This is a genomic window from Serratia odorifera, assembly GCF_041448735.1.
GTDB classification, from domain to species: domain Bacteria; phylum Pseudomonadota; class Gammaproteobacteria; order Enterobacterales; family Enterobacteriaceae; genus Serratia_F; species Serratia_F odorifera.
Genome location: NZ_JBGMUT010000002.1, coordinates 152116 through 178612, shown reverse-complemented (window position 1 = coordinate 178612; position 26497 = coordinate 152116). Strand labels below are relative to the sequence as shown.

Here is a 26497-nt window from a genome sequence, read left to right as displayed (position 1 = left end):
TCCCTTCAGGTGGAAACCCCGGTAGAGACAGGCTCTTATAAATGTGCGCCAGATCACAGCATAAGCGTTGAGTAGCATAAGGTTTGGTAGGTAAAAATAAAGATGCAAAATTGCTTCTCAATGATGCAATTATTCATATCCTGAAACATAATAAATAATTATGATACGGATGCCTCATTTTTGGCGCAAGTCGCTCGTCAAGCCCGCTGACGCCAGCAAAAACCGCGCCGTATCCGGAAAAAGCGATAAAAAGGAAACAACATGATGAATTGGGATGACGCACGCTTCTTCCTGGCGGTGGCGCGCTGCGGCACGTTACGCAAAGCCGCGCATGAACTCCATGTTGATCAGGCCACCGTCGGTCGGCGTATCGCCGCTTTTGAAGAAGCCCTGGGCTCAAAGCTGTTCATTCGCACGCCAAAATCGTTCTCACTCAGCCCGTTGGGCGAGGAAATGCTGGCAGACGTAATGAACATGGAAAATGCGGTACAGGCCATCGGTCGCAAAGCAACCAGCGGTGACGACAGCCTGTGTGGCAACGTGCGCATTGCGACTACCGATACCATGGCCGAAGCGTTTGTCATTCCCGCACTCCGGTATCTGCGTGAACGGCATCCGCAGATCACCGTCACCCTGCTGACCGCGGTGAATATTTCCGATATTTCGTATCGCGGCGCCGATCTGGCGATCCGCGGTGCAAGACCGGATTCCGACGAGCTGATCATCAAGCGGATGGCCACCATCGAAATGGGGCTGTATGCCACCCAGGACTATCTCGACAAGCACGGCGTTCCACTCAAGGGCGACCACCTGCGTGGTCACGATCTGCTGATGTTCCCACGTGAACTGGTACCGCGCCACTGGAACGACTTTTGCGGCGAAACGCTGATCAACCCCAACGTGGTGCTGCAATGCAATTCGCAGCTGTTGCTGCGCTCTGCCACTCGCAACGGACTTGGCATCGGGCTGCTGTCATCGTTTCTGGCGGATGAGGATCCAGATTTGGTGCGTATCTTCCCGGACAGCAAGGACTGGGTGGATATCTGGCTGGTACTGCATCCCGATTTGCAACGGGCTGCCCGAGTGCGGGCAGTAGTTTCCGCACTGGAAGAGGCATTTACACACTATCCCCACTGACGACCCGAGTGTCTCTGGAAGGCCGGTAGGACAAGCTCCTGCCGCCCGACGTTTTCCACAGTGCACTGCCAATATCAGACAGCACGGCAGATGACGCTGTAATCTCATCCTCTACCAATAAAAAAGGTCGCCGAAGCGACCTTTTTACTGCCTGAGTCAGACTTAGAACGTCGGTTGCGCCATCTGTACCAGCGTAATCAACGGCTGCGGATAGATACCGAGAATCAGCACCAACGCGGCAGAAATCAGCACCACCACCCCGCCGGCAGTCAGCGCCCAGTTGTTCGGCGTATCGCGCGACAGGGTTTCCGGCGCGCTGAGGAACAGACTGACGGTCACGCGCAGGTAGTAGTACAAACCGATGGCGCTGCCCAGCACCACGGCACCGGTCAGCCACCACAGCTGTGCGCTGACGCCCATCGCGATAACGAAGAACTTGCCAATAAAGCCCAGCGTCATCGGGATACCGGCCAGTGACAGCATCATCACCGTCATTACCGCCGACAGGATCGGCTTGTGCCAGAACAGGCCGCGGTAGGAGAACAGCGAATCTGCATCCGGGCCACGGTACGGGCTGGACATCAGACTGACGACGCCGAACGCCCCCAGGCTGCTGAACAGGTAACCGGCCAGATAGACCCCGGCGGTTTCCAGCGCCAGCTGATGGGTTTGCACCGCCACCAGCGCCACCAGCAGGTAACCGAGGTGGGCGATGGAGGAATAACCCAGCAGACGTTTGATGTTGGTCTGGCTGATGGCCATCAGGTTGCCGAACAGAATCGAACACACCGCGATGATCGACAGCACCATGCGCAACGCTTCGTTATCCGCCGCCGGCGCGTACAGGAACAGACGCATCACCACGGCGAAGATCGCAATCTTGCTGGCGGTTGCCAGGAAGGTTGAAACCGGCGCAGGCGCGCCCTGATACACGTCCGGCGTCCACAGTTGGAACGGTACCAGCGACAGTTTGAAGCCCAGACCGACGATCATCATGCCCATACCGGCCAGGATCAGCGGCTGGTGCATCATGTTTTCACCGAGGCTCTTGCCGAGACCGGCCATCGACAGATCGCCGGATTCGGCGTACAGCAGCGCCATGCCGAACAGCAGGAAGCTGGAGGCGGCAGCGGACAGCAGCATGTACTTGATGGCGGCTTCCAGTGGACGCTTCTGACGATAGGCATAACCCACCAGCCCAAACAGCGGCAGCGAGATCAGTTCAATACCGATGAACAGCGACGCCAGATGGTTGGCGCTCGCCAGCAGAATGCCCCCCATGGCGGCAATCAGCACCAGCAGGTAGAACTCTTCGCGGTTGTCCGGATAACCAACCAGCCACGGATAGGCGAAAGTACAGGTGGCCAGACTCGCCAGCAGCACCAGCCCGGTATAGAAGATCGAATAACCGTCCACCCGCAGCAGCGGTGTGACGTCCATTGGGCCGGCCTGGCCAACAAAGTACAAAGAAAGCAGCGCCAGGTTGAGGCCAATGACGGTCAGGGTGGCGTTGATAAAGTGGTCGCGTCGCCACGCAATGCTTAGCATCACAACCACTACCGTCAATCCGACGATCAACAGCGGCAACAGTGCGATCAGTTGTTGAGGAGTTATTGTCATGGCGAATTACGGCCTTGTTGTTGAAATTGCAGAAACTGACGAACCAAACCAGTGTTGCACGTTGCTCATCGCAGCGGCAGACGTGTCCAGCACCGGCTGCGGGTAGAAGCCCAGCAGTACCAGCAGAACCACCAGCAGCAGAATGATGAACAGTTCGCGCGCGGTCATGCCCGGCAACGGCTGGTCAGATTTCGGTGCGCCATAGTACGCACGCTGCATCATGATCAACGAGTAGACCGAGGCAAACACCAGACCGAAGGTGGAAATCACCGTGATCACCGGAACAACCTGGAAGCTGCCAAACAGGATCATGAATTCGCCGACGAAGTTACCGGTCCCCGGCATGCCGAGGGTAGCAACCGCGAAGAACAGCGACAGCGCAGGAATGAACTTGATGCGCCCCCACAGGCCACCCATCTGACGCATGTCACGGGTGTGCAGGCGTTCATACAGCTGGCCGCAGATGATGAACATGCCGGCAGCCGACAGGCCGTGGGCAATCATCTGAATCACCGCGCCCTGGTAAGCCAGCTGGCTGCCGGTGTAGATGGCAATCAGCACGAAGCCCATATGGGACACCGAGGTGTAGGCGATCAGGCGTTTGATATCGGTCTGCGCAAACGCCATCCAGGCGCCGTAGAAGATACCGACCACGCCCAGCCACATGGCGATTGGCGCAAATTCGGCGGAAGCGTTCGGGAACAGCGGCAAACTGAAGCGCAGCAGGCCGTAGGCCGCGGTCTTCAGCAAGATGCCGGCCAGGTCCACCGAACCGGCGGTTGGCGCCTGGCTGTGCGCATCAGGTAACCAGCCGTGCAACGGCACCACCGGCATTTTCACCGCAAATGCGATGAAGAAGCCGAGCATCAACAGGTATTCGATGTTATGCGACATCGGGGTTTTCAGCAGATCTTCGTAGTTGAAGGTCCACACGCCGGTGGCATTGTAGTGAACAAACACCAGCCCCAGAATGGCAATCAGCATCACCAGACCGCTGGCCTGGGTATAGATGAAGAATTTGGTTGCCGCAGTGATGCGGGTTTTGCCGTCTGACGCCTTGTGACCCCACAGTGCGATCAGGAAGTACATCGGCACCAACATCATTTCCCAGAAGAAGAAGAACAGGAACATGTCGATGGCGAGGAACACGCCAATCACGCCGCCAAGGATCCACAGCAGGTTCAGGTGGAAGAAGCCCTGATATTTCTGGATTTCACGCCAGGAGCAGAGGATCGCCAGCAGGCCGAGCAGCCCGGTCAGCACCACCATCAGCAGCGACAGGCCGTCCAGCGCCAGGTGCACGGTAATGCCGAAACGCGGGATCCACGGCAGAATAAACTCGGATTGCCACTGCGGCAGCCCCACCGGTTTGAGCAATGTATAGCCGCCCTGCAACCACAGCTGCAGAGAAAGCGCCAATGTCAGCCCCATTGCGATTAACGCGATCCAACGCGGCACCTTGCTGCCGAAACGTTCGCACTGCCAGCACAGCAGACCGCCGATAAAGGGGATAAGAATTAGCCAAGGTAATAGCATGGCGTTTTGTGTCCCTTATTCTACCGTTGTCTTTCACGTTATGGCGTTGTTGGCCTGGTTTGCTCACCCCGGCCGCTTACTTGAGTAAGTTCCCGGAGATACACCCACTTGCCACCTGACCACAACGCGAAATTCACACGGTATAAAACATTCCGCATAACACCGAGTTAACGGATGCTACGCCCGATAATTGCATCTGTTGAAATTAGCCATACCCTAAATAATTGCAGTTGCATCAAGGCGGCGGGTCTGTAAGTCCCCGGCGACAGAGAAAACTCTGTGACCGGGACTACAGGTGGAGCCAACAACGATGCCGCTTCAAGTATGCCGGGTATATTTAAACCAAAATCAACAGCGCCAATACGACCACTGCACCCACACCCATAGAGGCGATGTACCAGCGTACCTGCCCGTTTTCGCTGACCGTCAGGCCTCGGTTCCCCCAGCGGGAGAACACGGCCGGTATGTTCATCAGCGAGTTCAACGGATCGCTTTGCAGCAGGCGTGCAATGCCCAGGTAAGGCTTGACGAATACCTTGTCATACAGCCAGTCGAAGCCCCAGGCATGGAACCACCAGGTCGAGAAGAAACGACCCGGCGCGCTGTTGGCAACTGCGCTAACCAGGCTGCGTTTGCCCAGCCACAGCGCGGCCGCCAGCAGAATACCGACGATCGCCACCACCCCGGAGGTGATTTCAAGCGTCAGCACGCTGCCATGCGCCAGTTCGGTGGTGGCTGGCAATACGCCGTGCAATGGCGGCACGATCATCGCGCCCACAAAGGTCGACAGCACCAGCAACACCAGCAGCGGCAGGTGATGGGTAATCCCCTTGCCGGCATGCGCCTTGATCTTCTCTTCGCCATGGAACACGATGAAAATCATACGGAAGGTATACAGCGAGGTCATAAATGCACCGACCAGGCCGGCAATCATCAGATTGAGGTGACCATTGGCCATTGCCCCCGCCAGGATTTCGTCCTTACTGAAGAAGCCTGCGGTGACCAGCGGCAACGCCGACAGCGCCGCGCCCCCCACCAGGAAGCAGACATACACCAGCGGAATACTCTTGCGCAGGCCACCCATTTTGAAGATGTTTTGCTCATGATGGCAGGCGAGGATCACCGAACCGGACGACAGGAACAGCAGCGCCTTGAAGAACGCATGCGTCATCAGGTGGAAAATCGCCGCATCCCACGCCTGTACGCCCAGCGCCAGGAACATGTAGCCAATCTGGCTCATGGTGGAATAGGCCAGAACGCGTTTGATGTCGGTCTGTACCAGTGCGGCAAAACCGGCCAGCAGCAGCGTTACCGCCCCCACGATACCCACCAGGTGCAGCACTTCCGGCGCCATCAGGAACAGGCCGTGCGTACGGGCGATCAGGTAAACGCCCGCGGTCACCATGGTAGCGGCGTGGATCAGCGCAGACACCGGCGTCGGGCCGGCCATCGCATCGGCCAACCAGGTTTGCAACGGCAGCTGTGCGGATTTACCGACCGCGCCGCCCAGCAGCATCAGCGTCGCCCAGGTAATGGCGGTATCACCCACCGCCAGTTTCTGCGGTGCCAGCACCATCAGTTCGCGGATGTTCAGCGTGCCCAGTTCGTGATACAGAATGAACAGTGCAAACGCCAGGAACACGTCGCCGACGCGGGTGACGATAAATGCTTTCATCGCCGCGGCGCCGTTGGCCGGATCCTTGTAATAGAAGCCGATCAGCAGGTAACTGCACAGCCCCACCCCTTCCCAGCCCAGGTACATCAGCAGCAGGTTATCCGCCAGCACCAATACCACCATGCTGGCGATAAACAGGTTGGTGTAGGCGAAGAAGCGCGAGTACCCCTCTTCACCGCGCATGTACCAGGAGGCAAACATGTGGATGAAGAAGCCGACGCCGGTAACCACCGACAGCATGGTCAGCGACAGGCCGTCCAACACCAGCGTGACGCCGATATTGAAGTTATCCACCGCCATCCAGGTCCACAGATGCTGCTCGAACAGCGGCACGCCCGCGGCTTTTTGACTGAGGAAGTCCATCGCCACATACACCGTGACCAGCGCAGCCAGGCCGATGGAACCGACGCCGACGGTCGCCGACGCGTTCTCGGACCAGCGGCCACGGGAAAATGCCAACAGCAGGAAGCCGATCAGCGGCAGCAGAATAGTTAAATATAATAGGTTCATCCGCGCATCTCACTGACAGTATCGATATTCAGGGTATGACGACGACGGTACAGCTGCAGCAGCAACGCCAGACCAATACTGGCCTCGGCTGCCGCCAGGCTGATCGCCAGGATGTACATCACCTGCCCGTCCGCCTGGCCCCAGTAGCTTCCCGCCACGATAAACGCCAACGCCGCAGCGTTGATCATCACTTCCAGACTGATCAGCATAAACAGCAGATTACGGCGAATCAGCAACCCGGTCAGCCCGAGCACAAACAAAATTGCCGCCAGAATCAGTCCATGTTGAAGAGGGATCATGCTTGCTCCTCCGATTTTCTTTTCGCCATCTCACCGCTGGCCGAGGTGCTGCTCAGCACTTCGCCCGGCTTGTGTTCGCGGCCAATGTGGAAGGCAACCACCAGCCCCGCCAACAGCAGCATTGAAGCCAGTTCAACCGCCAGCACGTAAGGGCCGAACAGGCTGATGCCGACCGCCTTGGCGTCGACCATCTCGCCGCTGATGCCCTGGTCGGACACGCTGCGAATGGCAACGATCAATACCACCAGCAGGATCAGCGACAGCAGTCCCGGTCCAATCCATAGCGACGGTTTTAGCCATTCGCGCTCTTGCTGCTGAACCGCATTACCCAGGTTCAGCATCATCACCACGAACACGAACAGCACCATAATGGCGCCGGCATAAACGATGATTTCCAACGCGGCGGCAAAATAGGCGCCCAATGAGAAGAACACTGCCGAGATCGCCAACAGCGAGACGATCAGATACAGCAACGCATGCACAGGATTGGTATGCGAGATCACGCGAATAGTCGCGAGAATCGCTATCAAACCTGCCAGATAAAATGCAATTTCCATGCTTGCTGGCTCCTTACGGCAACAGGCTTTTGACGTCGATCGGCTTGGCTTCGTTTTCGGCTTCGCCTTTCGCTTTGCCGTCAATTGCCATACCGGCCATCCGGTAGAAGTTATATTCCGGATATTTACCCGGGCCCGAGATCAGCAGATCTTCTTTTTCATACACCAGATCCTGGCGTTTGAACTCGCCCATTTCGAAATCCGGCGTCAGCTGGATCGCGGTGGTTGGGCAGGCTTCTTCGCACAGGCCGCAGAAAATGCAGCGCGAGAAGTTGATGCGGAAGAATTCCGGATACCAGCGACCATCTTTCTGCTCGGCCTTTTGCAGCGAAATACAGCCCACCGGGCAGGCAACCGCGCACAGGTTACAGGCTACGCAGCGCTCTTCGCCGTCCGGATCGCGCGTCAGCACGATGCGTCCGCGGTAGCGTGGCGGCAGGTTCACCGGCTCTTCCGGATACATGCGGGTTTCGCGCTTGGCGAAGGCATGCAGGCCAATCATCCAAATGCTGCGCACCTGGGTGCCGAAACCAACCACTAACTCTTTCAATGTCATGGTTTATTCACCCCTTATTGAGCGTTGTACAAAATGACCGCAGCGGTCGCCAGCAGGTTCAGCAGCGTCAACGGCAGGCACACTTTCCAGCCGAAGGACATCACCTGGTCATAACGCGGACGCGGCAGAGCAGCACGAATCAGAATGAACATCATCATGAAGAAAGCCGTTTTCAACGCGAACCAGATGAACGGCGGCAGGAACGGACCCTGCCAGCCACCGAAGAACAACGTCACAATCAGGGCCGAAACGGTAACGATACCGATGTATTCACCGACGAAGAACAGACCGAACTTCATCCCGGAATATTCAATGTGGTAACCGTCAGCCAGCTCCTGCTCCGCTTCCGGTTGGTCAAACGGGTGGCGGTGACACACCGCGACGCCGGCAATGGCAAAGGTCACGAAACCAAAGAATTGCGGAATGACGTTCCAGACGTGAGCCTGTGACTCGACGATGGCCTGCATGTTGAACGAACCTGCCTGCGCCACCACGCCCATCAGCGACAGGCCGAGAAACACCTCGTAGCTCAGGGTTTGTGCCGAAGCACGCATCGCCCCCAACAGCGAGTATTTGTTGTTGCTCGACCAGCCGGCGAACAGCACGGCGTATACCGCCAGGCCGGCCATCATCAGGAAGAACAGAATACCGATGTTGAGATCGGACACCGCCCAGGTCGGACTGACCGGGACGATGGCAAATGCCAGCAACAGGGAAGTAAAGGCGATCATCGGCGCCAGGGTGAAGATCACCCGGTCGGAGAATTTCGGTACCCAGTCTTCCTTGAAGAACATTTTGATCATGTCGGCAACCAGCTGCAGCGAGCCGCCCCAGCCGACACGGTTAGGTCCATAACGGTTTTGGAACAGCCCGAGCAGACGGCGTTCGCCGAAGCTCATAAAGGCGCCGCAGCTCACCACCACCAGCAGGATAACCACCGCTTTCAAAATAGCGATCAGCACATCGATCACCTCAGGGGTAAACCAGCTCATCGTGCCGCCTCCCGCAGATTTTCAACCGTTGCACCCACCAGCACCGGCGGGATCCCTGGCAAGCCGAGCGGCAAACCAACCTGACCCTGAGACAGGGTTTCACTCAGCCGCACCGGCAGACGCAGCGTCTGACCCGCACAGTTGAACTCCACCATACTGCCTTCGTTAACGCCCAACTGCGCGGCATCGGCCGGGTTAACCATCGCGTACGCCTGCGGCATGCGCTGCTGGATAACCTGCGAGCGCTGCGACATTTCATCGCTGCCAAACAGGTGATAATACGGCGCCACACGCCAGCCTTGCGCCTCGAAGGCGGTCGGTACGCTGGTGAAGTAGTCGAGGTTGCCCTCCCCTGCTTCGATCAGACGCACGCCCGGATCACCATGACGCAACTTGCCGCCCACTTCGGCCTGGAACTTGTTCCACGCCTGCGGTGAGTTCCAGCCCGGTGCCCAGGCAAACGGAATTTGCTGCCGATCGGCCAGCGGGTTGTTGTTCCCTTCCATCGAGAAGGCGAACATGGTGTCTTTGTCCTGCGGCTGACGCGGCTCGTGCACGCTGATGTCTGCGCGCATCGCGGTGCGTCCGCTGTAACGGTGCGGTGAACGCGCCAGTTTCTGCCCACGGATGCGGAACGAAGCGTCCGGTGCGGCATCCCTGATGCCTTGCAGCTGCGGCAATGCCTCGACGCAGGCGGCGATCACGTGATCGAGCTGCGTCCAGTCAACCTGACGGCTGGTGTAGGTGGAATGCAGCGAATGCATCCAGCGCCAGCTTTCCAGCATTTCGGTACGGACGTTTTTCTTCGCGTCATCGTAGTAGGCCGGATCGTAAACCTGGAAGAAACGCTGCGCGCGGCCTTCCTGGTTGACCAGCGTGCCATCGCTTTCGGCAAAGCTGGCCGACGACAGCACCAGATTGGCCTTGTCCATAATGGCAGTGCGCTGGTGATCGGCAACGATCAGGTTGCTGACCTGCGCCAGTGCCGCTTCGATCCTGGCTGCCGGTGCATGACGATAAAGATCGTTTTCCATCACGATGGCGGTATCGGCGGCGCCCGTTGCCAGCTGTTCCAACGCCTGATCGAGCGAACCGCCGCCGATCATCGCCAGCCCCATGCTGTTGGCCGCGCCGGCCACAAAGGTAATACCGACGTCAGAACCGCGACCTTTCAACGCCTTGGCGATGTTGGCCGCCGCTTTGATGATTGCTTCACTGCCGGCGTTGCTGCCAGTGACGATCAGCGGTTTGCGCGCATCGGTCAGCGCCTGCACGATAATCGCCACCTTCTTGTGCAAGTCATCGGCCAGACCATCCACCGCTGGCGCGGCGTTGTCCAGCGCGTGAGCGATGGCGAAGCCGAGGCGAGCCTGCTCATCGACCGGTGCACGGTAGTTCCAGGCCGCAATGTCGTCCATACGGGTATTGTCGACGTTGGTGATGAACAGCGGGTGTTTGGCGTGCTGACCAATGTTCTGCACTGCCGCGATCTGCCAGTCGGCAACGCGTTGCGCCGCAGCCATGGCCCGCGCCTTGCCCTTCACCGCCTGACGCACCGACAGCGCGATGCGCGCGCCTGTCTGGGTCAGATCTTCACCCAGCACCAGCACCGCATCGTAATCTTCGATTTCGCGCAGCGCCGGCGTATAAACGCCGCTGTTTTTCAGCACGTCGAGCATCAGCGCCAGACGCGATTGTTCCGCCTGGGCGATACCGGTGTAAAAGTTCTCGGCGCCGACCAGTTCACGCAACGCGAAGTTGCTTTCCACGCTGGCGCGCGGCGAGCCGATGCCGATGGTTTTCTTCGCCTGACGCAGAATGTCTGCCGCGCCCTGCATCGCCTGCTCGGCGTTCAGGGTGATCCAGTCATCGCCACGCAACTGCTGCGGCTGACGTGGACGGTCGTCCAGATTGACGTAGCCGTAGCCGAAACGGCCGCGGTCGCACAGGAAGTAATGGTTCACGCTGCCGTTGTAACGGTTTTCAATACGACGCAGTTCGCCGTAGCGCTCGCCTGGGCTGGTGTTGCAACCCACGCTGCACTGCTGGCAGATGCTTGGCGCAAACTGCATGTCCCATTTACGGTTATAGCGTTCGGAGTGGGTTTTGTCGGTGAAGACCCCAGTCGGGCACACTTCCACCAGGTTACCGGAAAACTCGCTTTCCAGCGTGCCGCTTTCCGGACGGCCAAAGTAGACGTTGTCGTGTGCGCCATACACTCCCAGATCGGTACCGTCGGCATAATCCTTGTAGTAGCGTACGCAGCGGTAGCAGGCGATGCAGCGGTTCATCTCGTGCGAGATAAACGGCCCCAGGTCCTGATTCTGGTGAGTACGCTTGGTGAAGCGATAGCGACGGAAACTGTGGCCGGTCATCACCGTCATATCCTGCAGGTGACAGTTGCCGCCCTCTTCGCACACCGGACAGTCGTGTGGGTGGTTGGTCATCAACCATTCAACCACGCTCTCACGGAACTGTTTGGCTTCTTCGTCGTCAATGGAAATGAAGGTTCCATCGGCCGCCGGTGTCATACATGACATCACCAAACGGCCGCGCGTATCTTCCGCGTTTTGGTATTGCTTTACCGCACATTGGCGGCAAGCGCCGACGCTTCCCAGCGCCGGATGCCAGCAAAAGTAAGGAATATCGAGGCCGAGGGAGAGACACGCCTGCAACAGGTTGTCGGCTCCATCTACGTCGTATTCTTTGCCGTCTACATGAATCGTAGCCATAGTCAGCATGCTTCCAATTTGCCTGAAATAACCTTCATCCTTTACGCCGCTGCCGTGTTGGCTGTCCTCGTTCACACCGGTCATTGCAATAAAACTTCCGGTGCTTCTCTCGGTTGCCGCCTTGCCGCAACGCAAATGCTTAGATTATTTCCAAGCGTTAATTATAAAATTCTGCTTAATCAACAAGCCGAGAGGCTCTGTTCGACGCCCCTCATCCTGCCAAAATAGTTACCAGCGCTGTTTCAACAAGTTGTTCGCCTGGATGCCGCCAATGGCGTGTGCATTGCTAAATTGCTGCACTTTGATCCCGGCTTCGAACTCGTCACGGAAATATTTAATTGCGCTTTGCAGTGGCTCTACGGCACCTGGCGCATGGGCGCAGAAGGTTTTGCCCGGGCCAAGGAAACGGCACAGCTGTTCAAGGGTTTCAATATCCCCCGGCTGGCCTTCGCCGTTTTCCAATGCGCGCAGGATCTTCACGCTCCACGGCAGGCCGTCGCGGCACGGCGTACACCAGCCACAGGACTCGCGGGCGAAGAACTCTTCCAGGTTGCGCACCAGAGGCACCATGCCGATTTCGTGATCCACCGCCATCGCCAGCGCGGTACCCAGACGGCTGCCAGCCTTGCCGATGTTCTCGAAGTCCATCGGCAGATCGAGGTGGTCAGCGGTCAGGAAGTCGGTTCCTGCGCCACCCGGTTGCCAAGCCTTGAACTTCAGGCCATCACGCATACCGCCGGCGTAATCTTCCAGAATCTCGCGCGCGGTGGTGCCAAACGGCAGCTCCCAGACGCCCGGATTTTTCACCCGGCCGGAGAAGCCCATCAGTTTGGTACCGGCGTCGTTGCTCTTGCCGGCGGAAATACCCTTGTACCAGTCCACGCCGTTCGCCAGGATCGCCGGGACGTTGCACAGGGTTTCCACGTTGTTGACGCAGGTCGGCTTGCCCCATACGCCGGCAGAGGCCGGGAACGGTGGCTTGGAGCGCGGGTTGGCGCGGCGGCCTTCCAGCGAGTTGATCAGCGCGGTTTCTTCACCACAGATATAGCGGCCGGCGCCGGTGTGCACGAACAGCTCAAAGTCGAATCCGCTGCCCATGATGTTTTTGCCCAGCAGGCCGGCTTCGGTCGCTTCGGCGATGGCGCGACGCAGGTGCACCGCCGCTTCGACGTATTCGCCACGCAGGAAGATATAGCCGCGATAGGCTTTCAGCGCAAAGGCCGAAATCAGCATGCCTTCCACCAGCAGGTGCGGCAGCTGTTCCATCAACAGGCGATCCTTGTAGGTGCCCGGCTCCATTTCATCGGCGTTACACAGCAGGTAACGGATGTTCATGGATTCGTCTTTTGGCATCAGGCTCCACTTCAGACCGGTGGAAAAGCCCGCGCCGCCACGGCCTTTCAACCCGGCGTCTTTTACCAGGTTGACTATCTCGTCGGGCGCCAGCCCCTTGATGGCCTTTTCTGCCCCCGCGTAGCCGTTTTTGCTGCGGTACTCATCCAGCCATACCGGCTGTTTGTCATCGCGCAGTCGCCAGGTCAGCGGGTGCATCTCGGGAGTGCGTACAATGTCTTTGATCATTGATACTGCTCCAGTAGATTTTCGATGTCTTCAGGCTTCAGCTGACTGTGAGTATCCTCATCAATCATCATGGTCGGCCCTTTGTCGCAGTTGCCCAGGCAGCAGGTTGGCAGCAGGGTGAAACGGCCATCGCCGGTGGTTTGGCCCGGCTTGATGTTCAGTTTCTTTTCGATGGCGGCCTGAATGCCCTGATACCCGGTGATGTGGCAGACCACGCTGTCACAATAACGGATAACGTGACGCCCTACCGGCTGACGGAAAATCTGGCTGTAGAACGTGGCCACGCCTTCTACGTCGCTGGCAGGTATGCCCAGCACGTCTGCGATGGCGTAAATCGCCCCATCGGGAACCCAACCGCGTTTCTTCTGCACGATTTTCAGTGCTTCGATAGACGCGGCGCGTGGATCCTCGTAATGGTGCTTTTCGTGCTCGATCGCATCACGTTCTTCAGCGCTCAATTCGAATGCATCAGCGCCGCTCTGGGGAGCGGCTGCATTGATCGGCTCTAGAGCATCGTTGCTCACGTGACTGTCTTTTTGAAAGTGCATAGTTAGCGGTCCACATCTGACATTACAAAGTCGATACTACCCAGATAGACGATCAGGTCAGAGACCAGGCTGCCACGGATAACCGCCGGGATTTGCTGCAGGTGAGCAAAACTTGGTGTACGTACCCGGGTACGGTAGCTCATGGTGCTGCCGTCGCTGGTCAGGTAGTAGCTGTTGATCCCTTTGGTGGCTTCAATCATCTGGAATGATTCGTTGGCTGGCATCACCGGGCCCCAGGAAACCTGAAGGAAGTGGGTGATCAGCGTTTCAATGTGCTGCAGCGTGCGCTCTTTCGGCGGTGGCGTAGTCAGCGGGTGATCGGCCTTGAACGGGCCTTCCGGCATGTTGTTCAGGCACTGCTCCAGGATACGCAGACTCTGGCGCAGCTCTTCCACCTTCAGCATTACGCGGGTATAGCAGTCGCTGTTACCGTCGCCGATCGGCACATCGAAATCGAAGTTTTCATAGCCTGAATACGGGCGCCATTTACGTACGTCGAACTCGACGCCAGTAGCGCGCAGGCCGGCGCCGGTGACGCCCCACTCCAACGCCTCTTTGGCATTGTAAGACGCCACGCCGACTGAACGCCCCTTCAGAATGGTGTTCTGCAACGCGGCCTTGACGTAGGAATCCAGACGCTTTGGCATCCATTCGAGGAATTCACGCAGCAGGCGATCCCAGCCGCGTGGCAGGTCATGCGCTACGCCACCGATGCGGAACCAGGCCGGGTGCATGCGGAAACCGGTAATCGCTTCCACCAGATCGTAGATTTTCTGACGGTCGGTAAAGGCGAAGAACACCGGGGTCATGGCGCCGACGTCTTGAATAAAGGTACTGATGTACAGCAGATGGCTGTTGATGCGGAACAGTTCGGACAGCATCACGCGGATGACGTCAACACGCTCCGGCACCTTGATACCGGCCAGTTTTTCTACCGCCAGTACGTAAGGCATTTCATTGACGCAGCCACCGAGGTATTCGATACGGTCGGTGTACGGAATATAGCTGTGCCATGACTGGCGCTCGCCCATTTTCTCCGCGCCGCGGTGGTGATAGCCGATATCCGGTACGCAGTCGACGATCTCTTCACCGTCCAGTTGCAAAATGATGCGGAAGGCACCGTGCGCCGACGGGTGGTTCGGGCCGAGGTTAAGGAACATGAAGTCCTCGTTCTCGGTGCCGCGTTTCATGCCCCACTCTTCCGGCTTGAAGGTCAGCGACTCCATCTCCAGATCTTCTTTCTGTTTGGTCAACACAAACGGATCGAATTCGGTGGCGCGCGCCGGATAATCCTTGCGCAGCGGATGGCCTTCCCAGGTCTGCGGCATCATGATGCGCGACAGGTGCGGGTGACCGTCAAAGGTAATGCCGAACATTTCCCACGTCTCGCGCTCGTACCAGTTGGCGTTCGGGAACACCTTGGTCGCGGTCGGCACGTGCAAGTCTTTTTCAGACAGCGCCACCTTCAGCATGATATCGCGGTTGCGTTCGATGGAAATCAGATGATAGAAAACAGAAAAATCCGCGGCAGGCAGACCCTGGCGGTGGGTGCGAAGACGTTCGTCGACGCCATGCAGATCGAACAGCATGACGTACGGCTTCGGCTGTTTTCTCAAAAACGTCATTACTTCCAGGAGCTGCTCGGCCTTGACCCATACCACGGGCATTCCGGTACGGGTGGGTTGAACAGTAAAGGCTTCCGGCCCAAAACGGTTGCGCAGTTCGCCAATCACCGGATCGTCAAGATGATCGCGGGTGTGCCAGGCTGGCAAAGCGTCGTGCGTCGTTAAATCTGTCATAATATTTTTCACCACACTAAAGGGTCAAATCGCTGCAAGCTTAACTTTCGCTGTGTTAACCAATAGCGCATCAAGATGGACGTAACATGACCGTCTTAAATCTCGTCAGGCGTCCGCAGGTTGGTCACTGCGATACGTTCGCCGTGTTTACGTTCTCTTTCCGACTGCATATTGGCCCGGTAGACGCCTTGATCGCCCACGACCCACGACAGTGGACGGCGTTCTTTACCGATGGATTCTTGCAGCAGCAGCAGCGCCTGCATATAAGCTTCTGGGCGCGGTGGGCAGCCAGGAATGTACACGTCGACCGGCAGGAACTTGTCCACGCCCTGTACCACGGAATAAATATCGTACATGCCGCCGGAATTGGCACAGGCTCCCATGGAAATAACCCACTTCGGCTCCAGCATTTGTTCATACAAACGCTGAATGACTGGGGCCATTTTGGTAAAGCAGGTACCTGCGACCACCATAAAGTCAGCCTGACGTGGCGACGCACGCAGAACTTCCGCACCGAAACGCGCCACGTCATGAACGGCGGTAAACGAGGTCACCATTTCCACATAACAGCACGAAAGGCCGAAGTTATACGGCCAGAGAGAGTTTTTACGCCCCCAGTTCACCATGTCATGCAATGCATGTTCGAGTTTACCCATGTAAACCGTGCGGTGAACCTGCTGTTCCAGAGGATCGGCAACGATCTCCTGTTGTTGCAGGGGGTAACGGTCGTTCTCACCGTTCGGGTCTATGCGGGTGAGCGTATAGTCCATCTTAATGCCTCGTTTTAAACCACAAATGAATTACTGCGGATGACTGTTGGCGGCTTTAGTAATTTTGCCCGGCTTGCTCTGACCGCGGGAACGCGACGGAGTCCAATCCAATGCGCCAATACGCACCAGATAAACCAAACCTGCCAATAGCACCAAAATGAAAATGGCGGCTTCGATAAAGCCAATCCAGCCGGTTTCGCGGATCGCGACGGACCAGGCGTAGAGATATAAGGCTTCTACATCGAAAATGACGAAGAACATGGCCACCAGATAGAACTTGGCGGAAAGGCGCATGCGCGCCGTACCGACCGAGTCGATACCGGATTCAAACGGGGTGTTTTTGGCGCGCGCCCGGGCTCTCCCGCCCAGGAAGAACGCACCGAGCAGCATTAAGCCGCACAGCCCGATGGCCATGACAAGAAATACGGCGAACGCCCAGTGATGAGCGATAACTTCAGTGGTTGTTGACATACTCTATGCTTACTCATCAAAAGTGGCGTCGATTGCTCTGCTCTTGTGACGGCAGATGTAGCACCACATCGATTTAAGGGAAGGATAAATAACCACACAAAACAGACTGCTTTTACAGTAAGTTAGGCAACGTTTTTACTGTGGGCTTTTTACTCCTTTCTATAACCTTTTGTCAACTTTGACAAAAGTATCTACACATTAGTTTACATACGTATCATTTGATTAACATTTGATGCGCCGGGCTTAGGCTAAATCGTGTCAGTCTTTTGCCGTGTAGAATCAGATAGATATAAACCAAGATGCACATTTCAGTTTTACTATACCATTCTCGCAGGAAATACCTGTTGTTCCACTCACTACCTAGGGGTATTTTTTTGATCCAGGACACGTTTTCGACAGAAATCCTCAACAAAAGTGTGGCTCTTTCACAAAATCGCTCAATTCTGGTGCAAAAAAAGACCGTGCAAAAAATAACAAAATAACCTTATAAACTCCAGGCAATTATACCCTCAGTCTATGGGTTAAAAAATATACAAATCAGGTTTTTATGGTTGAATAGACCGGTTTAACCCCAAGAAAAGCGAATCAAATAACCGCTTCGTAAGAAATTACTTTCGAAATCGCGATAAACCTTACTTTCCTGCTTTAGCGTCCAAAAAAAAACCTCTGCCGAAGCAGAGGTTTTATGCGTGACGTCGGCGCTATTCAGCCGTTATTCATCTTCATCTACCGACACGGCGTCATCTTGTGCCGACGACGCGGGCCCGGCAAAACTGTAGCTTTCGTTGCCGTTTTGCACCGCGCTGAAAATCGCCATCGCCAATTCGTTTTCACACTGCATATCCTTGCACAGCGCGTACTGGGTATCCGGCAACGCCGGTAATCCTTCCACGGCGCCAAGCACCCGCAGATCCGGACTCATCATTTCAATCGGCCGCGCGGTAATGCCCAAACCGGCCTTGCATGCCGCTCGCACCGCCGACAGCGTGGAAGCCACGTAGGCTATGCGCCACGGAATGCCGGCCTCGTCCAGATGCTTGATGGCCATCGACCGGAACGGGCTTGGCTCGTCCAGCACCACCAGCGGAATCGGCTCGCCTTGCTGATAGTGATAATCGGCAGCGCAATACCATAACGTCGGCGAGGTACGCAGAACGATATGCGGATGCCCGGCGGTATCAACGGTGGTAATCGCCAAATCGACTTCGCCGTTCTTCAGCATGTCGATCATGAACGGGCTGCGTTTTACCCGGACGTCAATCGCCAGCTTTGGATAGACCGAAGTCACACGATTAAGCAGGAAAGGCAGGATGGTATCGGCGGTATCATCAGAAGCACCGATAGTCAGAACGCCCTTGATGTTGTTGTACATCAGTGAGGTGCAGGCTTCGTCGTTGAAACGCAGGATTTTCCTGGCGTAGCCGAGCAGCTGGATACCGTGTTCGGTCAGCAACTTATTACGCCCATGACGGGCGAACAACTCTTTACCAACCAATTGCTCTAACCGTTGCATTTGCTGACTGACCGCTGACTGTGTGCGACAAACGGCGACTGCCGCTGCGGCAAAGGTATTCAGATCGGCGACAGCTACAAAGGTTCTCAGCAGATCGAGGTCGAGATTAAGTATCGGACGATTTGCATTAGTCATAGTGTTTTTCTTCACTTTTTAAATTCTATATTTGAAACTACCCTGGTGTATTTCTAAGGCGTCGTTTAAAAGGGACGATGCCTGTTATGACAGTACCCCACTCATAAGTGGAGGGCAAAAAAATTACTTATATTTCGTTACCTCTATCGCTTTTTACCTGGTGACCTATTGCTGATGCTTATCTAACAAGGCGTTAGATCACCACCCAATGTGTTTAATACTGACAGGATCGGCAATTTTACTCGTTGACACCCGGTAATTACCACACTAAACGTGCTGCTTAATTACCCTTTGGTGGCCAAAAACACGGCCGATGCGGATGAAAACATTACGGCTACGTCATGTAGCAAACGGTTCGTTATTAAAGTCTTTAATAAATTCAATTGGTAATAAAAACCCTTGGCGAAACGGCCCGCCGAACGGTAAAAATGTATTAATCGTATTAAGTAAAGCATTTCTAATGTAATTAACGTTTCACCTGCAGTTTGGTGTCGAACGCCGCGCTGCGCTATCAGACTACTCCGGTATTCCCGCCCACTGTTTTTTGCGCCTGGTACACTGGCAACCGGTGCCAGCGTTACCTGTCAATGGGGCAAAAAAACTTTACGCCGCCTGGCGGCGAGTTAGTTTAAAACACCAATGATAGATAATTTTACGAAACTTTATACCACCCAGTGGTTTTACCTGGTTTTATCGTCGTCAAAAACCGCCTTTTGGCCGATCATTTACACCAAAGGCGTCGCCAACCCTTCAAAAGCGCCGGCACCAGGAGTACATTGAACAGGTTGCGGTGTTCCACGGTAGGAGCGCCCTATCCCAGCAAAAGGCTCAACTTTTTATGTCCCCCATTGAGAAATCCAGCAAACTGGACAACGTCTGTTACGACATTCGCGGCCCGGTGCTCAAAGAAGCCAAACGTCTTGAAGAAGAAGGCAACAAAGTCCTTAAATTGAACATCGGCAATCCGGCGCCGTTCGGTTTCGAGGCCCCTGACGAAATTCTGGTCGACGTGATCCGCAACCTGCCAACCGCGCAAGGCTATAGCGATTCCAAAGGGCTCTTCTCGGCGCGTAAAGCGATTATGCAGCACTATCAGGCGCAGGGCATGCGCGACGTTACCGTTGAGGATATCTACATTGGCAATGGCGTTTCCGAACTGATCGTGCAGTCAATGCAGGCGCTGCTCAACAGCGGCGACGAGATGCTGGTGCCAGCACCGGATTACCCACTGTGGACCGCAGCGGTGTCGCTGTCCAGCGGCAAGGCGGTGCATTATCTGTGCGATGAAGAGTCCGGCTGGTTCCCCGATCTTGACGATATCCGCAGCAAAATTACCCCGCGCACCCGTGGTATCGTGATCATCAACCCGAACAACCCGACCGGTGCGGTATACAGCAAAGAGTTGCTACTGCAGATCGTCGAGATCGCCCGCCAGCATAATCTGATCATCTTCGCCGATGAAATCTATGACAAAATCCTGTACGACGCCGCCGAACATATCAGTATCGCTGCGCTGGCGCCGGATCTGCTGACGGTGACCTTTAACGGTCTGTCCAAAACCTACCGCGTCGCCGGCTTCCGCCAGGGCTGGATGGTGCTAAATGGGCCAAAGCAACACGCCAAAGGCTATATTGAAGGGCTGGAAATGCTGGCCTCGATGCGCTTGTGTGCCAACGTGCCGATGCAGCATGCCATTCAAACGGCGCTGGGCGGCTACCAGAGCATCAACGAGTTTATTCTGCCAGGCGGCCGTTTGTACGAACAGCGCAACCGCACCTGGGAATTGCTCAACGACATCCCGGGCGTGAGCTGTGTGAAACCCCAGGGTGCGCTGTATATGTTCCCGCGTATCGATGCCAAGCGCTTTAATATTCACGACGACCAGAAACTGGTGCTGGACCTGCTGCTGCAGGAAAAGGTGCTGCTGGTGCAAGGCAGCGCCTTCAACTGGCCATACCCGGATCATGTGCGTATCGTAACCCTGCCACGGGTTGATGAACTGGAAATGGCGGTCGGAAAACTGGGGCGTTTCCTGGAAGGTTATCGTCAGTAGTGATGATGGGCGCAGCATGCTGTGCCCTTCTCCCCCACCGGCGCACAGCCCGGGTTGCATAACCTGCCATCACTGCTCACAATGGAACCCTCATTTGCCGCTGTAGAGAGAGCACCATGAGCCAGAGCCATTTTTTTGCCCATCTGTCCCGTCTGAAATTGATCAACCGCTGGCCGCTGATGCGCAATGTACGTACCGAAAACGTATCCGAACACAGCTTGCAGGTGGCGTTTGTCGCCCATGCCCTGGCGGTGATTAAAAACCGCAAGTTCAACGGCAATCTCAGCGCCGATCGCGTGGCGTTGCTGGCCATGTATCACGACGCCAGCGAAGTGATCACCGGCGACATGCCGACGCCGATCAAGTATTACAACCCGCAGATCGCCCACGAATACAAAAAAATAGAAAAGGTAGCCCAGCAAAAGCTGCTGGATATGATCCCGGCGGAACTGCGTAACGATTTTCGCTCGATCCTCGACGAACACTATTATACCGAGGATGAGAAACAGGTAGTGAAGCAGGCGGATGCCTTGTGCGCCTATCTCAAATGTCTGGAAGAGCTGTCCGCCGGCAACAACGAATTCAAACTGGCAAAGGCCCGCCTGGAAAAGACCTTGCAGCTGCGCAACAGCCCGGAAATGGAATACTTTATGGCGGTGTTCATCCCGAGCTTCAGCCTGTCGCTGGATGAAATCAGCCTGGATTCAACGCTTTGATCAAACGCCCCTGGCCGGTTCAGAACGCATACAGCCAGGGCACCACCACCACGCTGACCAGCATCACCAACAGGGTGAACGGCACCCCCATGCGAACAAAATCGCCGAATCGGTAATTCCCCGGCCCCAGCACCAGCGTGTTGACCGGTGAAGAAACCGGCGTCATAAAGGCGGCCGATGCGGCAATGGCAATAATCATCGCGAAGGGATAGGGAGACACCCCCATCTCGCGCGCAGCGGCGATGGCGATCGGTGCCATCAATACCGCAGTGGCGGTATTGGAAATAAACAGGCCGATACCGGCACACAACACGAACAGACAGACCAGCATCACGCGTGGCCCCATGCCGCCGGCGACATCCATCAACCCACGGACGATCAGATCCACCCCGCCGGTCTTTTGCAGCGCCTGGGCAAAGGGCATCATACCGACAATCAGGATAATGCTCGGCCAATGGATGGATTTATAAGCGCTTTCCATGTCGATACAGCGGAACTTGCCCATCAGCAGGCAGGCGATCAGCGCCGCAATCGGGTTGGGAATTTCATCGGTCAACATCATCGCCACCATCAGGGCCAGACAAAATAGCGCGTGCGGTGCCTGTGTGACCGCGGGAGCCACTTCATCGACCTCGGCCGGCAGGTTGAACACGATGAAATCACGGGTTTTGGACTGGAGTTGGCGAATCGCCTTCCAGTCGCCGATCACCAGCAGAATATCCCCCAGCGCCAACGGCTCATCCACCAATTTACCCGACAGGGTTTCACCGTTGCGCCGAATGCCCACCACGTTGAGGTCATAACGGCTGCGAAACGCCGCGTCGCGCAGGCTTTGCCCCAGCAGCGCGGAATCGGGGATCAGCGACACTTCCGCCATACCGACGTTACGTGACTGTTCAGAAAAGTAATCGCCGCGCAGCACCATCGGCTCCAGCTGTTGCTCGCTGCAAAACTCGCGCAGATCCACTTCGCTGTCGGACATGTCGATCAACAGCACGTCGCGCTCGCGCAGCTCGGTGCTGCCCGACGCGCTGACCATCACTCGCCGAAAGCGCTTCCAACGTTCGATACCCACCACATTGGCGCCGTAACGCGCACGCAAATGCAGCTCGTCCAGCGCGCGGCCAATCAACGGCGAGCCGCTGCGGATCGCCAGCCGCCGCGCGCGACCGGTCAACCTGTAGTCACGAATCAAATCCCGCAGGGTGCGCCGCTGCCAGCCCTCTTTGTTGCTGCCGGCGCCGGCATCGCCGAGCCAGCGGCGCGCCACCAGCATATAGCCCACGCCCAGCGCCAGAACGATAATGCCGATCGGCGTAACGCCAAAAAAGCCGAAACCGTGAATGCCCTCCCGCACCAGCTCGCTGTTGACCACCATGTTCGGCGGCGTCGCCACCAGGGTCATCATGCCGCTGATCAACCCGGCAAAACTCAGCGGCATCATCAGCCGCCCCGGAGCGGTTTTCATGCGCGCCGCCACGCTCAGCACCACTGGGATAAAAATCGCCACCACGCCGGTCGAACTCATAAAGGCCCCCAGCCCGGCAACGGTCACCATCAGCAGCGCCAGCATTCTGGTTTCGCTGCTGCCAGCCACCTTCACCAGCCAGTCACCGACCTGATAGGCCACGCCGGTTCGCACCAGCCCTTCGCCAATGACAAACAGCGCGGCGATCAAAATCACGTTCGGATCGCTAAAACCGACCGTCGCCTCCTGCAGGTTCAAGGTGCCGCTCAGCACAAAGGCGATGATCACCAACAACGCCACGACATCCATGCGTAATTTATTGGTAGTGAACAGGACGATGGCAACCAGCAACAGGCACAGCACCCACAGTAATTCGCTGTTCAAAACGGCCTCTTTGGTCAGGGATTCAGGGAGTTAAAAATTAGCATAAAAAAACCCCGCGCATGCGGGGTCGAATCAATTTGCCGGCAGAAAACGGCAATTAGCCGATCGTTTCAATGCGTGCGCCCTGTTCCGTCCTGTTCACCGCAATCTGTTCCAGCGACGTCAGGCGCAGGCTTACGCGATCGAGCTGCGGCGCATCTGCCGGTGCATTGACGGCGATCACCTGACAGCCTGCCGCCAGCCCGGACAGGATACCGGCGGCGGCATCTTCAACCACTATGCAGTGCTGCGGCGCCAGACCGAGGCGTTCGGCACCCAGTAAATATGCGTCTGGCTGCGGTTTGCCGTGTTCGACCTGCTCGGCGGTAATGAACACTTCCGGCTGCGGCAAGCCTGCTGCAGCGCGGCGGGCGGTGGCGACCGGAATCGAACCGGACGTCACGATGGCCCATGGCATGCCCAACTGGTTCAAGCGCGCCAGCAGCGCCACCGCGCCCGGCAATGCCCGCACGCCTTCGGTATCCTGTGCTTCCACCTGCTCCAGCAGGTCATGTTCGTGCTGGATTTCTGCTTCGCGTGCGCCGGGCATGAAATGGCGTAAAGAAGTAATCGCCTGTTTACCGTGAATAAATGCCAGTACGTCCTGCGGGTTCACCCCACGCCGCATGGCCCACTGGGTCCAGGCGCGCTCCACGGCCGGCAATGAATCGACTAACGTACCATCCAGGTCAAACAGAAAACCTTTACACTCCACAGGAAACCTCTTTTTAATCAAGCGTTAATAATTTGCGCAATCTCAACGGCGCTCAAGTGATACTGCCGTGGGCAAGACAGCCAGACCGCCAGCATACGCTGGTACTTATCCCACATTTTGGTTTGGGCATTGAAGCCGTGGCTGCCGGAGTCGAAATGAGTATAACGTCCTTCGGTGCTGACCAGGAAACGCACATAACTCAGGTAACGCGCTTCGGTGGCGGCGTCGAAGCCAAGAAACGCCATACGGCGCAGCTCGAGCCCCTGCTTCTCTTTCAGATTTTCCCACGACACCTGCAATGCGTGATGCATTTCCATGATGTTGATGATGGTGCGGCAGACCTCTTCGCTCATTTCACCAAAATCACGGTCCAGTTCGCGCAATTGCAGACCGAAGCCGCGCTCGATAATGGTTTGCAAACGACGATAGCGCTCCGCGTTGTCCGGATCGAGCATGGTCATCATCTTGTATTGGTTTGACAGGATCAAACGTTGGGCGTTGGTCATTTCCATCAGGATTTCCTCGTTTCTGTATGATGGCGAGAGCATCGCACAGCGCAAAATTGCAGGAAATCACAACTCGACCGTTCTTTGATTTAAACCGGGGTTATTGGCCGAAACGCGTAACGGGCCGCGATAAAACGGCCCGTCCGGCTTTACAGATCGTCAAGAAAGGCTTTATCCAACTGCTTGAAGGCGCGCTTGAGCAAATCCGCCAGCGACTGGTAAGTCGGCGTGCCTTCAACCGGTGCCAGCGCCTGCCCGGCTTCCGCCAGCTTGTTGCGTACCTCGTGGAACCACGACAGCAGCGTCGGCGGTAACGGCGTCACCGACCGACGGCCCAGCCACCACAACCCCTGCATTGGCAGGCTACAGGCGAACAGCGCGGTGGCGATAGCTGGCCCGAGTTGCCCACCCAGCGCGATTTGCCAGGTCAGGGTGAAGATCGCCAACGGCGGCATGAAACGAATGGCAAAACGGGTGGCGCGCGCAACGCGATTCTCCGGAAACACCGGGGCCAGACGCTTATCTGCCGGCCAGGTTTTCATATAATGCTGCCCGCGTTGGAATACCTGAAACCAACTTACGGAACCGGACGGTTTGCTCGTCATCGCGTACCTCAACGTCACAGAAAATGGGATCTCAGACAAACACACTACTAAAAAAGTTGAAGCTTTAAATTTATTTTGTGTTTGCTGCGGGCTATCGGTATCCTAAGCCGGCCTTTTGGCCGCTAGAAGATGACGGTAAAACTGTCAACTTTTAGCCCTATAAAAATCAAGATTATTTAAGCCGAGAGAAAACATCGGTTTTTTCATCATCATGTAATTTATGTCTCTCACATGATGTTAATCATAAATGTCAACGGCATTATGCGCTACGCTTGTTGTCTGATTGACGATTAATTCACCACGTGTTTGGTCTTCCTTTAACAACACGAACATATTAAGTAGGTACTTCCATGTCGAGTAAGCTAGTACTGGTTCTTAACTGCGGCAGTTCTTCCCTGAAATTCGCCATCATTGATGCTGCCAACGGTGAAGAACACCTTTCCGGTTTGGCCGAATGCTTCCACCTGCCTGAAGCCCGCATCAAGTGGAAAATGGACGGCGGCAAACAAGAAGCGGCACTCGGTGCCGGTGCAGCCCACAGCGAAGCGCTGAACTTTATCGTTAATACCATTCTGGCACAAAAGCCGGAACTTTCCGCACAGCTGACCGCCATTGGCCACCGCATCGTACACGGCGGCGAGAAGTTCACCGCTTCTGCGCTTATCAACGATGAAGTGCTTCAGGGTATCAAAGATTCGGTGCCTTTTGCACCACTGCATAACCCGGCGCACCTGATCGGCATCGCCGAAGCACTGAAATCCTTCCCGAACCTGGCAGACAAAAACGTGGCGGTCTTCGACACGGCATTCCATCAGACCATGCCGGAAGAATCCTACCTGTACGCCCTGCCGTACAGCCTGTATCGTGACCACGGCGTGCGTCGCTACGGCGCGCACGGCACCAGCCACTTCTATGTCACGCAAGAAGCGGCAAAAATGCTGAACAAGCCGGTGGAACAGCTCAACGTCATTACCTGCCACCTGGGCAACGGCGGCTCCGTAACCGCAGTGCGCAACGGCAAGTGCGTCGATACCTCCATGGGTCTGACCCCACTGGAAGGCCTGGTGATGGGCACCCGCAGCGGCGATATCGACCCTGCCATCATCTTCCACCTGCACGATGCGCTCGGCATGAGCGTTGATCAAATCAACAAGATGCTGACCAAGGAATCCGGCCTGCTGGGTCTGACCGAAGTCACCAGCGACTGCCGTTATGTCGAAGACAACTACAGTACCAAGGCCGATGCCAAACGTGCCATGGACGTATTCTGCCACCGCCTGGCCAAGTATATCGGTGCCTATAGCGCATTGATGGACGGCCGCCTGGACGCGGTGATCTTCACCGGCGGCATCGGCGAAAACGCCGGCATGGTGCGCGAAATGACCCTGGACAAACTGGCTCTGCTGGGCTTTGAAGTCGACCATGAGCGTAACCTGGCAGCCCGCTTCGGCAAATCCGGCGCCATCACCAAAGACGGCAGCCGCCTGGCGCTGGTTATCCCGACCAACGAAGAGTTGGTCATCGCGCAAGACGCGGCCCGTCTGACCGCATAATGCTCTGCACACCGTCAGCTCCGGCTG

The 26497-nt window shown here is 56.4% G+C and carries 22 protein-coding genes; 4 read left to right on the top strand and 18 right to left on the bottom strand.

The genetic code is table 11. From position 1 onward, the window contains the following. Positions 1–261: 261 nt before the first annotated feature. The gene (locus tag ACCC84_RS07040) at positions 262–1137 is read left to right on the top strand and encodes a LysR family transcriptional regulator (protein ID WP_198773464.1); all 876 of its coding nucleotides are present in this window, start codon (positions 262–264) and stop codon (positions 1135–1137) included. A gap of 162 nt (positions 1138–1299) precedes the next feature. Here the strand turns inward: ACCC84_RS07040 and nuoN are convergent, their stop codons facing one another. The 14 genes from nuoN to lrhA all read right to left on the bottom strand — a co-directional run bounded on the left by nuoN (position 1300) and on the right by lrhA (position 18431). After that, on the bottom strand, positions 1300–2757 hold the full coding sequence (gene nuoN, locus ACCC84_RS07035; RefSeq protein WP_004960567.1) for an NADH-quinone oxidoreductase subunit NuoN: 1458 nt from the start codon (positions 2755–2757) through the stop codon (positions 1300–1302). Between the two features lie 6 nt (positions 2758–2763). Then, complete coding sequence (nuoM, locus tag ACCC84_RS07030) at positions 2764–4293, bottom strand: NADH-quinone oxidoreductase subunit M (protein WP_004960566.1); 1530 nt, start codon at positions 4291–4293, stop codon at positions 2764–2766. A 337-nt stretch (positions 4294–4630) separates the two neighbouring features. Beyond that, on the bottom strand, positions 4631–6478 hold the full coding sequence (gene nuoL / locus ACCC84_RS07025; protein ID WP_004960564.1) for an NADH-quinone oxidoreductase subunit L: 1848 nt from the start codon (positions 6476–6478) through the stop codon (positions 4631–4633). Then, on the bottom strand, positions 6475–6777 hold the full coding sequence (nuoK, locus tag ACCC84_RS07020; RefSeq protein WP_004960562.1) for an NADH-quinone oxidoreductase subunit NuoK: 303 nt from the start codon (positions 6775–6777) through the stop codon (positions 6475–6477). The genes nuoL and nuoK overlap by 4 nt, the downstream gene beginning before the upstream one ends. After that, complete coding sequence (nuoJ, locus tag ACCC84_RS07015) at positions 6774–7334, bottom strand: NADH-quinone oxidoreductase subunit J (protein WP_004960557.1); 561 nt, start codon at positions 7332–7334, stop codon at positions 6774–6776. The genes nuoK and nuoJ overlap by 4 nt, the downstream gene beginning before the upstream one ends. 13 nt (positions 7335–7347) lie before the next feature. Further along, the gene (gene nuoI, locus ACCC84_RS07010) at positions 7348–7890 is read right to left on the bottom strand and encodes an NADH-quinone oxidoreductase subunit NuoI (RefSeq protein WP_004960554.1); all 543 of its coding nucleotides are present in this window, start codon (positions 7888–7890) and stop codon (positions 7348–7350) included. A gap of 14 nt (positions 7891–7904) precedes the next feature. Further along, positions 7905–8882: an NADH-quinone oxidoreductase subunit NuoH gene (gene nuoH / locus ACCC84_RS07005; RefSeq protein WP_004960551.1), complete on the bottom strand. Its 978-nt coding sequence runs from the start codon at positions 8880–8882 to the stop codon at positions 7905–7907. Then, complete coding sequence (gene nuoG, locus ACCC84_RS07000; RefSeq protein ID WP_088499928.1) at positions 8879–11614, bottom strand: NADH-quinone oxidoreductase subunit NuoG; 2736 nt, start codon at positions 11612–11614, stop codon at positions 8879–8881. The genes nuoH and nuoG overlap by 4 nt, the downstream gene beginning before the upstream one ends. 228 nt (positions 11615–11842) lie before the next feature. Further along, positions 11843–13195: an NADH-quinone oxidoreductase subunit NuoF gene (gene nuoF / locus ACCC84_RS06995; protein ID WP_004960546.1), complete on the bottom strand. Its 1353-nt coding sequence runs from the start codon at positions 13193–13195 to the stop codon at positions 11843–11845. After that, entirely contained in the window at positions 13192–13743 is a 552-nt protein-coding gene (gene nuoE / locus ACCC84_RS06990; RefSeq protein ID WP_004960544.1) for an NADH-quinone oxidoreductase subunit NuoE, read from the bottom strand. Before nuoE ends, nuoF begins: the two co-directional genes overlap by 4 nt. A gap of 2 nt (positions 13744–13745) precedes the next feature. Further along, positions 13746–15542: an NADH-quinone oxidoreductase subunit C/D gene (gene nuoC / locus ACCC84_RS06985; RefSeq protein WP_004960542.1), complete on the bottom strand. Its 1797-nt coding sequence runs from the start codon at positions 15540–15542 to the stop codon at positions 13746–13748. Positions 15543–15637: 95 nt separating this feature from the next. Further along, entirely contained in the window at positions 15638–16312 is a 675-nt protein-coding gene (locus ACCC84_RS06980) for a NuoB/complex I 20 kDa subunit family protein (RefSeq protein WP_004960540.1), read from the bottom strand. Positions 16313–16342: 30 nt separating this feature from the next. Continuing rightward, complete coding sequence (locus ACCC84_RS06975; protein WP_004960537.1) at positions 16343–16783, bottom strand: NADH-quinone oxidoreductase subunit A; 441 nt, start codon at positions 16781–16783, stop codon at positions 16343–16345. Between the two features lie 712 nt (positions 16784–17495). Next, entirely contained in the window at positions 17496–18431 is a 936-nt protein-coding gene (lrhA, locus tag ACCC84_RS06970) for a transcriptional regulator LrhA (RefSeq protein WP_004960536.1), read from the bottom strand. 838 nt (positions 18432–19269) lie between these two features. Here lrhA and ACCC84_RS06965 point away from each other — a divergent pair. Beyond that, a complete protein-coding gene (locus ACCC84_RS06965) occupies positions 19270–20484 on the top strand; it encodes a pyridoxal phosphate-dependent aminotransferase (protein ID WP_039991881.1) in 1215 nt (404 codons plus the stop codon). 116 nt (positions 20485–20600) lie between these two features. After that, positions 20601–21200, top strand: coding sequence for a 5'-deoxynucleotidase (yfbR, locus tag ACCC84_RS06960; protein WP_088499748.1), 600 nt, complete (start codon positions 20601–20603; stop codon positions 21198–21200). A gap of 19 nt (positions 21201–21219) precedes the next feature. On the opposite strand, the gene ACCC84_RS06955 is transcribed toward yfbR, so the two are convergent. The 4 genes from ACCC84_RS06955 to yfbV form a co-directional block, all read right to left on the bottom strand. Continuing rightward, positions 21220–23052 (bottom strand): SLC13 family permease, encoded by a 1833-nt coding sequence (locus tag ACCC84_RS06955; RefSeq protein WP_004960511.1) that lies wholly within the window; start codon positions 23050–23052, stop codon positions 21220–21222. 97 nt (positions 23053–23149) lie between these two features. After that, on the bottom strand, positions 23150–23806 hold the full coding sequence (locus ACCC84_RS06950) for a sugar phosphatase (protein ID WP_039991878.1): 657 nt from the start codon (positions 23804–23806) through the stop codon (positions 23150–23152). Between the two features lie 17 nt (positions 23807–23823). Next, on the bottom strand, positions 23824–24318 hold the full coding sequence (locus tag ACCC84_RS06945; protein WP_039991876.1) for a YfbU family protein: 495 nt from the start codon (positions 24316–24318) through the stop codon (positions 23824–23826). A gap of 143 nt (positions 24319–24461) precedes the next feature. Beyond that, positions 24462–24917, bottom strand: a complete 456-nt coding sequence (gene yfbV, locus ACCC84_RS06940) for a terminus macrodomain insulation protein YfbV (protein WP_004960505.1) — start codon at positions 24915–24917, stop codon at positions 24462–24464. Between the two features lie 350 nt (positions 24918–25267). Here yfbV and ackA point away from each other — a divergent pair, with 350 nt between their 5' ends. Continuing rightward, the gene (ackA, locus tag ACCC84_RS06935) at positions 25268–26470 is read left to right on the top strand and encodes an acetate kinase (RefSeq protein WP_004960503.1); all 1203 of its coding nucleotides are present in this window, start codon (positions 25268–25270) and stop codon (positions 26468–26470) included. Positions 26471–26497 lie beyond the last annotated feature (27 nt).

Coding starts and splice junctions, on each gene's coding strand:
- nuoF (WP_004960546.1), bottom strand. CDS start 13,195: ATGATCAAAGACATTGTACGCACTCCCGAGATGCACCCGCTGACCTGG.
- nuoM (WP_004960566.1), bottom strand. CDS start 4,293: ATGCTATTACCTTGGCTAATTCTTATCCCCTTTATCGGCGGTCTGCTG.
- ACCC84_RS06965 (WP_039991881.1), top strand. CDS start 19,270: ATGTCCCCCATTGAGAAATCCAGCAAACTGGACAACGTCTGTTACGAC.
- nuoK (WP_004960562.1), bottom strand. CDS start 6,777: ATGATCCCTCTTCAACATGGACTGATTCTGGCGGCAATTTTGTTTGTG.
- nuoN (WP_004960567.1), bottom strand. CDS start 2,757: ATGACAATAACTCCTCAACAACTGATCGCACTGTTGCCGCTGTTGATC.
- nuoJ (WP_004960557.1), bottom strand. CDS start 7,334: ATGGAAATTGCATTTTATCTGGCAGGTTTGATAGCGATTCTCGCGACT.
- yfbR (WP_088499748.1), top strand. CDS start 20,601: ATGAGCCAGAGCCATTTTTTTGCCCATCTGTCCCGTCTGAAATTGATC.
- nuoH (WP_004960551.1), bottom strand. CDS start 8,882: ATGAGCTGGTTTACCCCTGAGGTGATCGATGTGCTGATCGCTATTTTG.
- nuoG (WP_088499928.1), bottom strand. CDS start 11,614: ATGGCTACGATTCATGTAGACGGCAAAGAATACGACGTAGATGGAGCC.
- nuoI (WP_004960554.1), bottom strand. CDS start 7,890: ATGACATTGAAAGAGTTAGTGGTTGGTTTCGGCACCCAGGTGCGCAGC.
- lrhA (WP_004960536.1), bottom strand. CDS start 18,431: ATGACTAATGCAAATCGTCCGATACTTAATCTCGACCTCGATCTGCTG.
- ACCC84_RS06980 (WP_004960540.1), bottom strand. CDS start 16,312: ATGGACTATACGCTCACCCGCATAGACCCGAACGGTGAGAACGACCGT.
- ACCC84_RS06945 (WP_039991876.1), bottom strand. CDS start 24,318: ATGGAAATGACCAACGCCCAACGTTTGATCCTGTCAAACCAATACAAG.
- yfbV (WP_004960505.1), bottom strand. CDS start 24,917: ATGACGAGCAAACCGTCCGGTTCCGTAAGTTGGTTTCAGGTATTCCAA.
- nuoL (WP_004960564.1), bottom strand. CDS start 6,478: ATGAACCTATTATATTTAACTATTCTGCTGCCGCTGATCGGCTTCCTG.
- ACCC84_RS07040 (WP_198773464.1), top strand. CDS start 262: ATGATGAATTGGGATGACGCACGCTTCTTCCTGGCGGTGGCGCGCTGC.
- nuoC (WP_004960542.1), bottom strand. CDS start 15,542: ATGACAGATTTAACGACGCACGACGCTTTGCCAGCCTGGCACACCCGC.
- nuoE (WP_004960544.1), bottom strand. CDS start 13,743: ATGCACTTTCAAAAAGACAGTCACGTGAGCAACGATGCTCTAGAGCCG.
- ACCC84_RS06975 (WP_004960537.1), bottom strand. CDS start 16,783: ATGTCAACAACCACTGAAGTTATCGCTCATCACTGGGCGTTCGCCGTA.
- ackA (WP_004960503.1), top strand. CDS start 25,268: ATGTCGAGTAAGCTAGTACTGGTTCTTAACTGCGGCAGTTCTTCCCTG.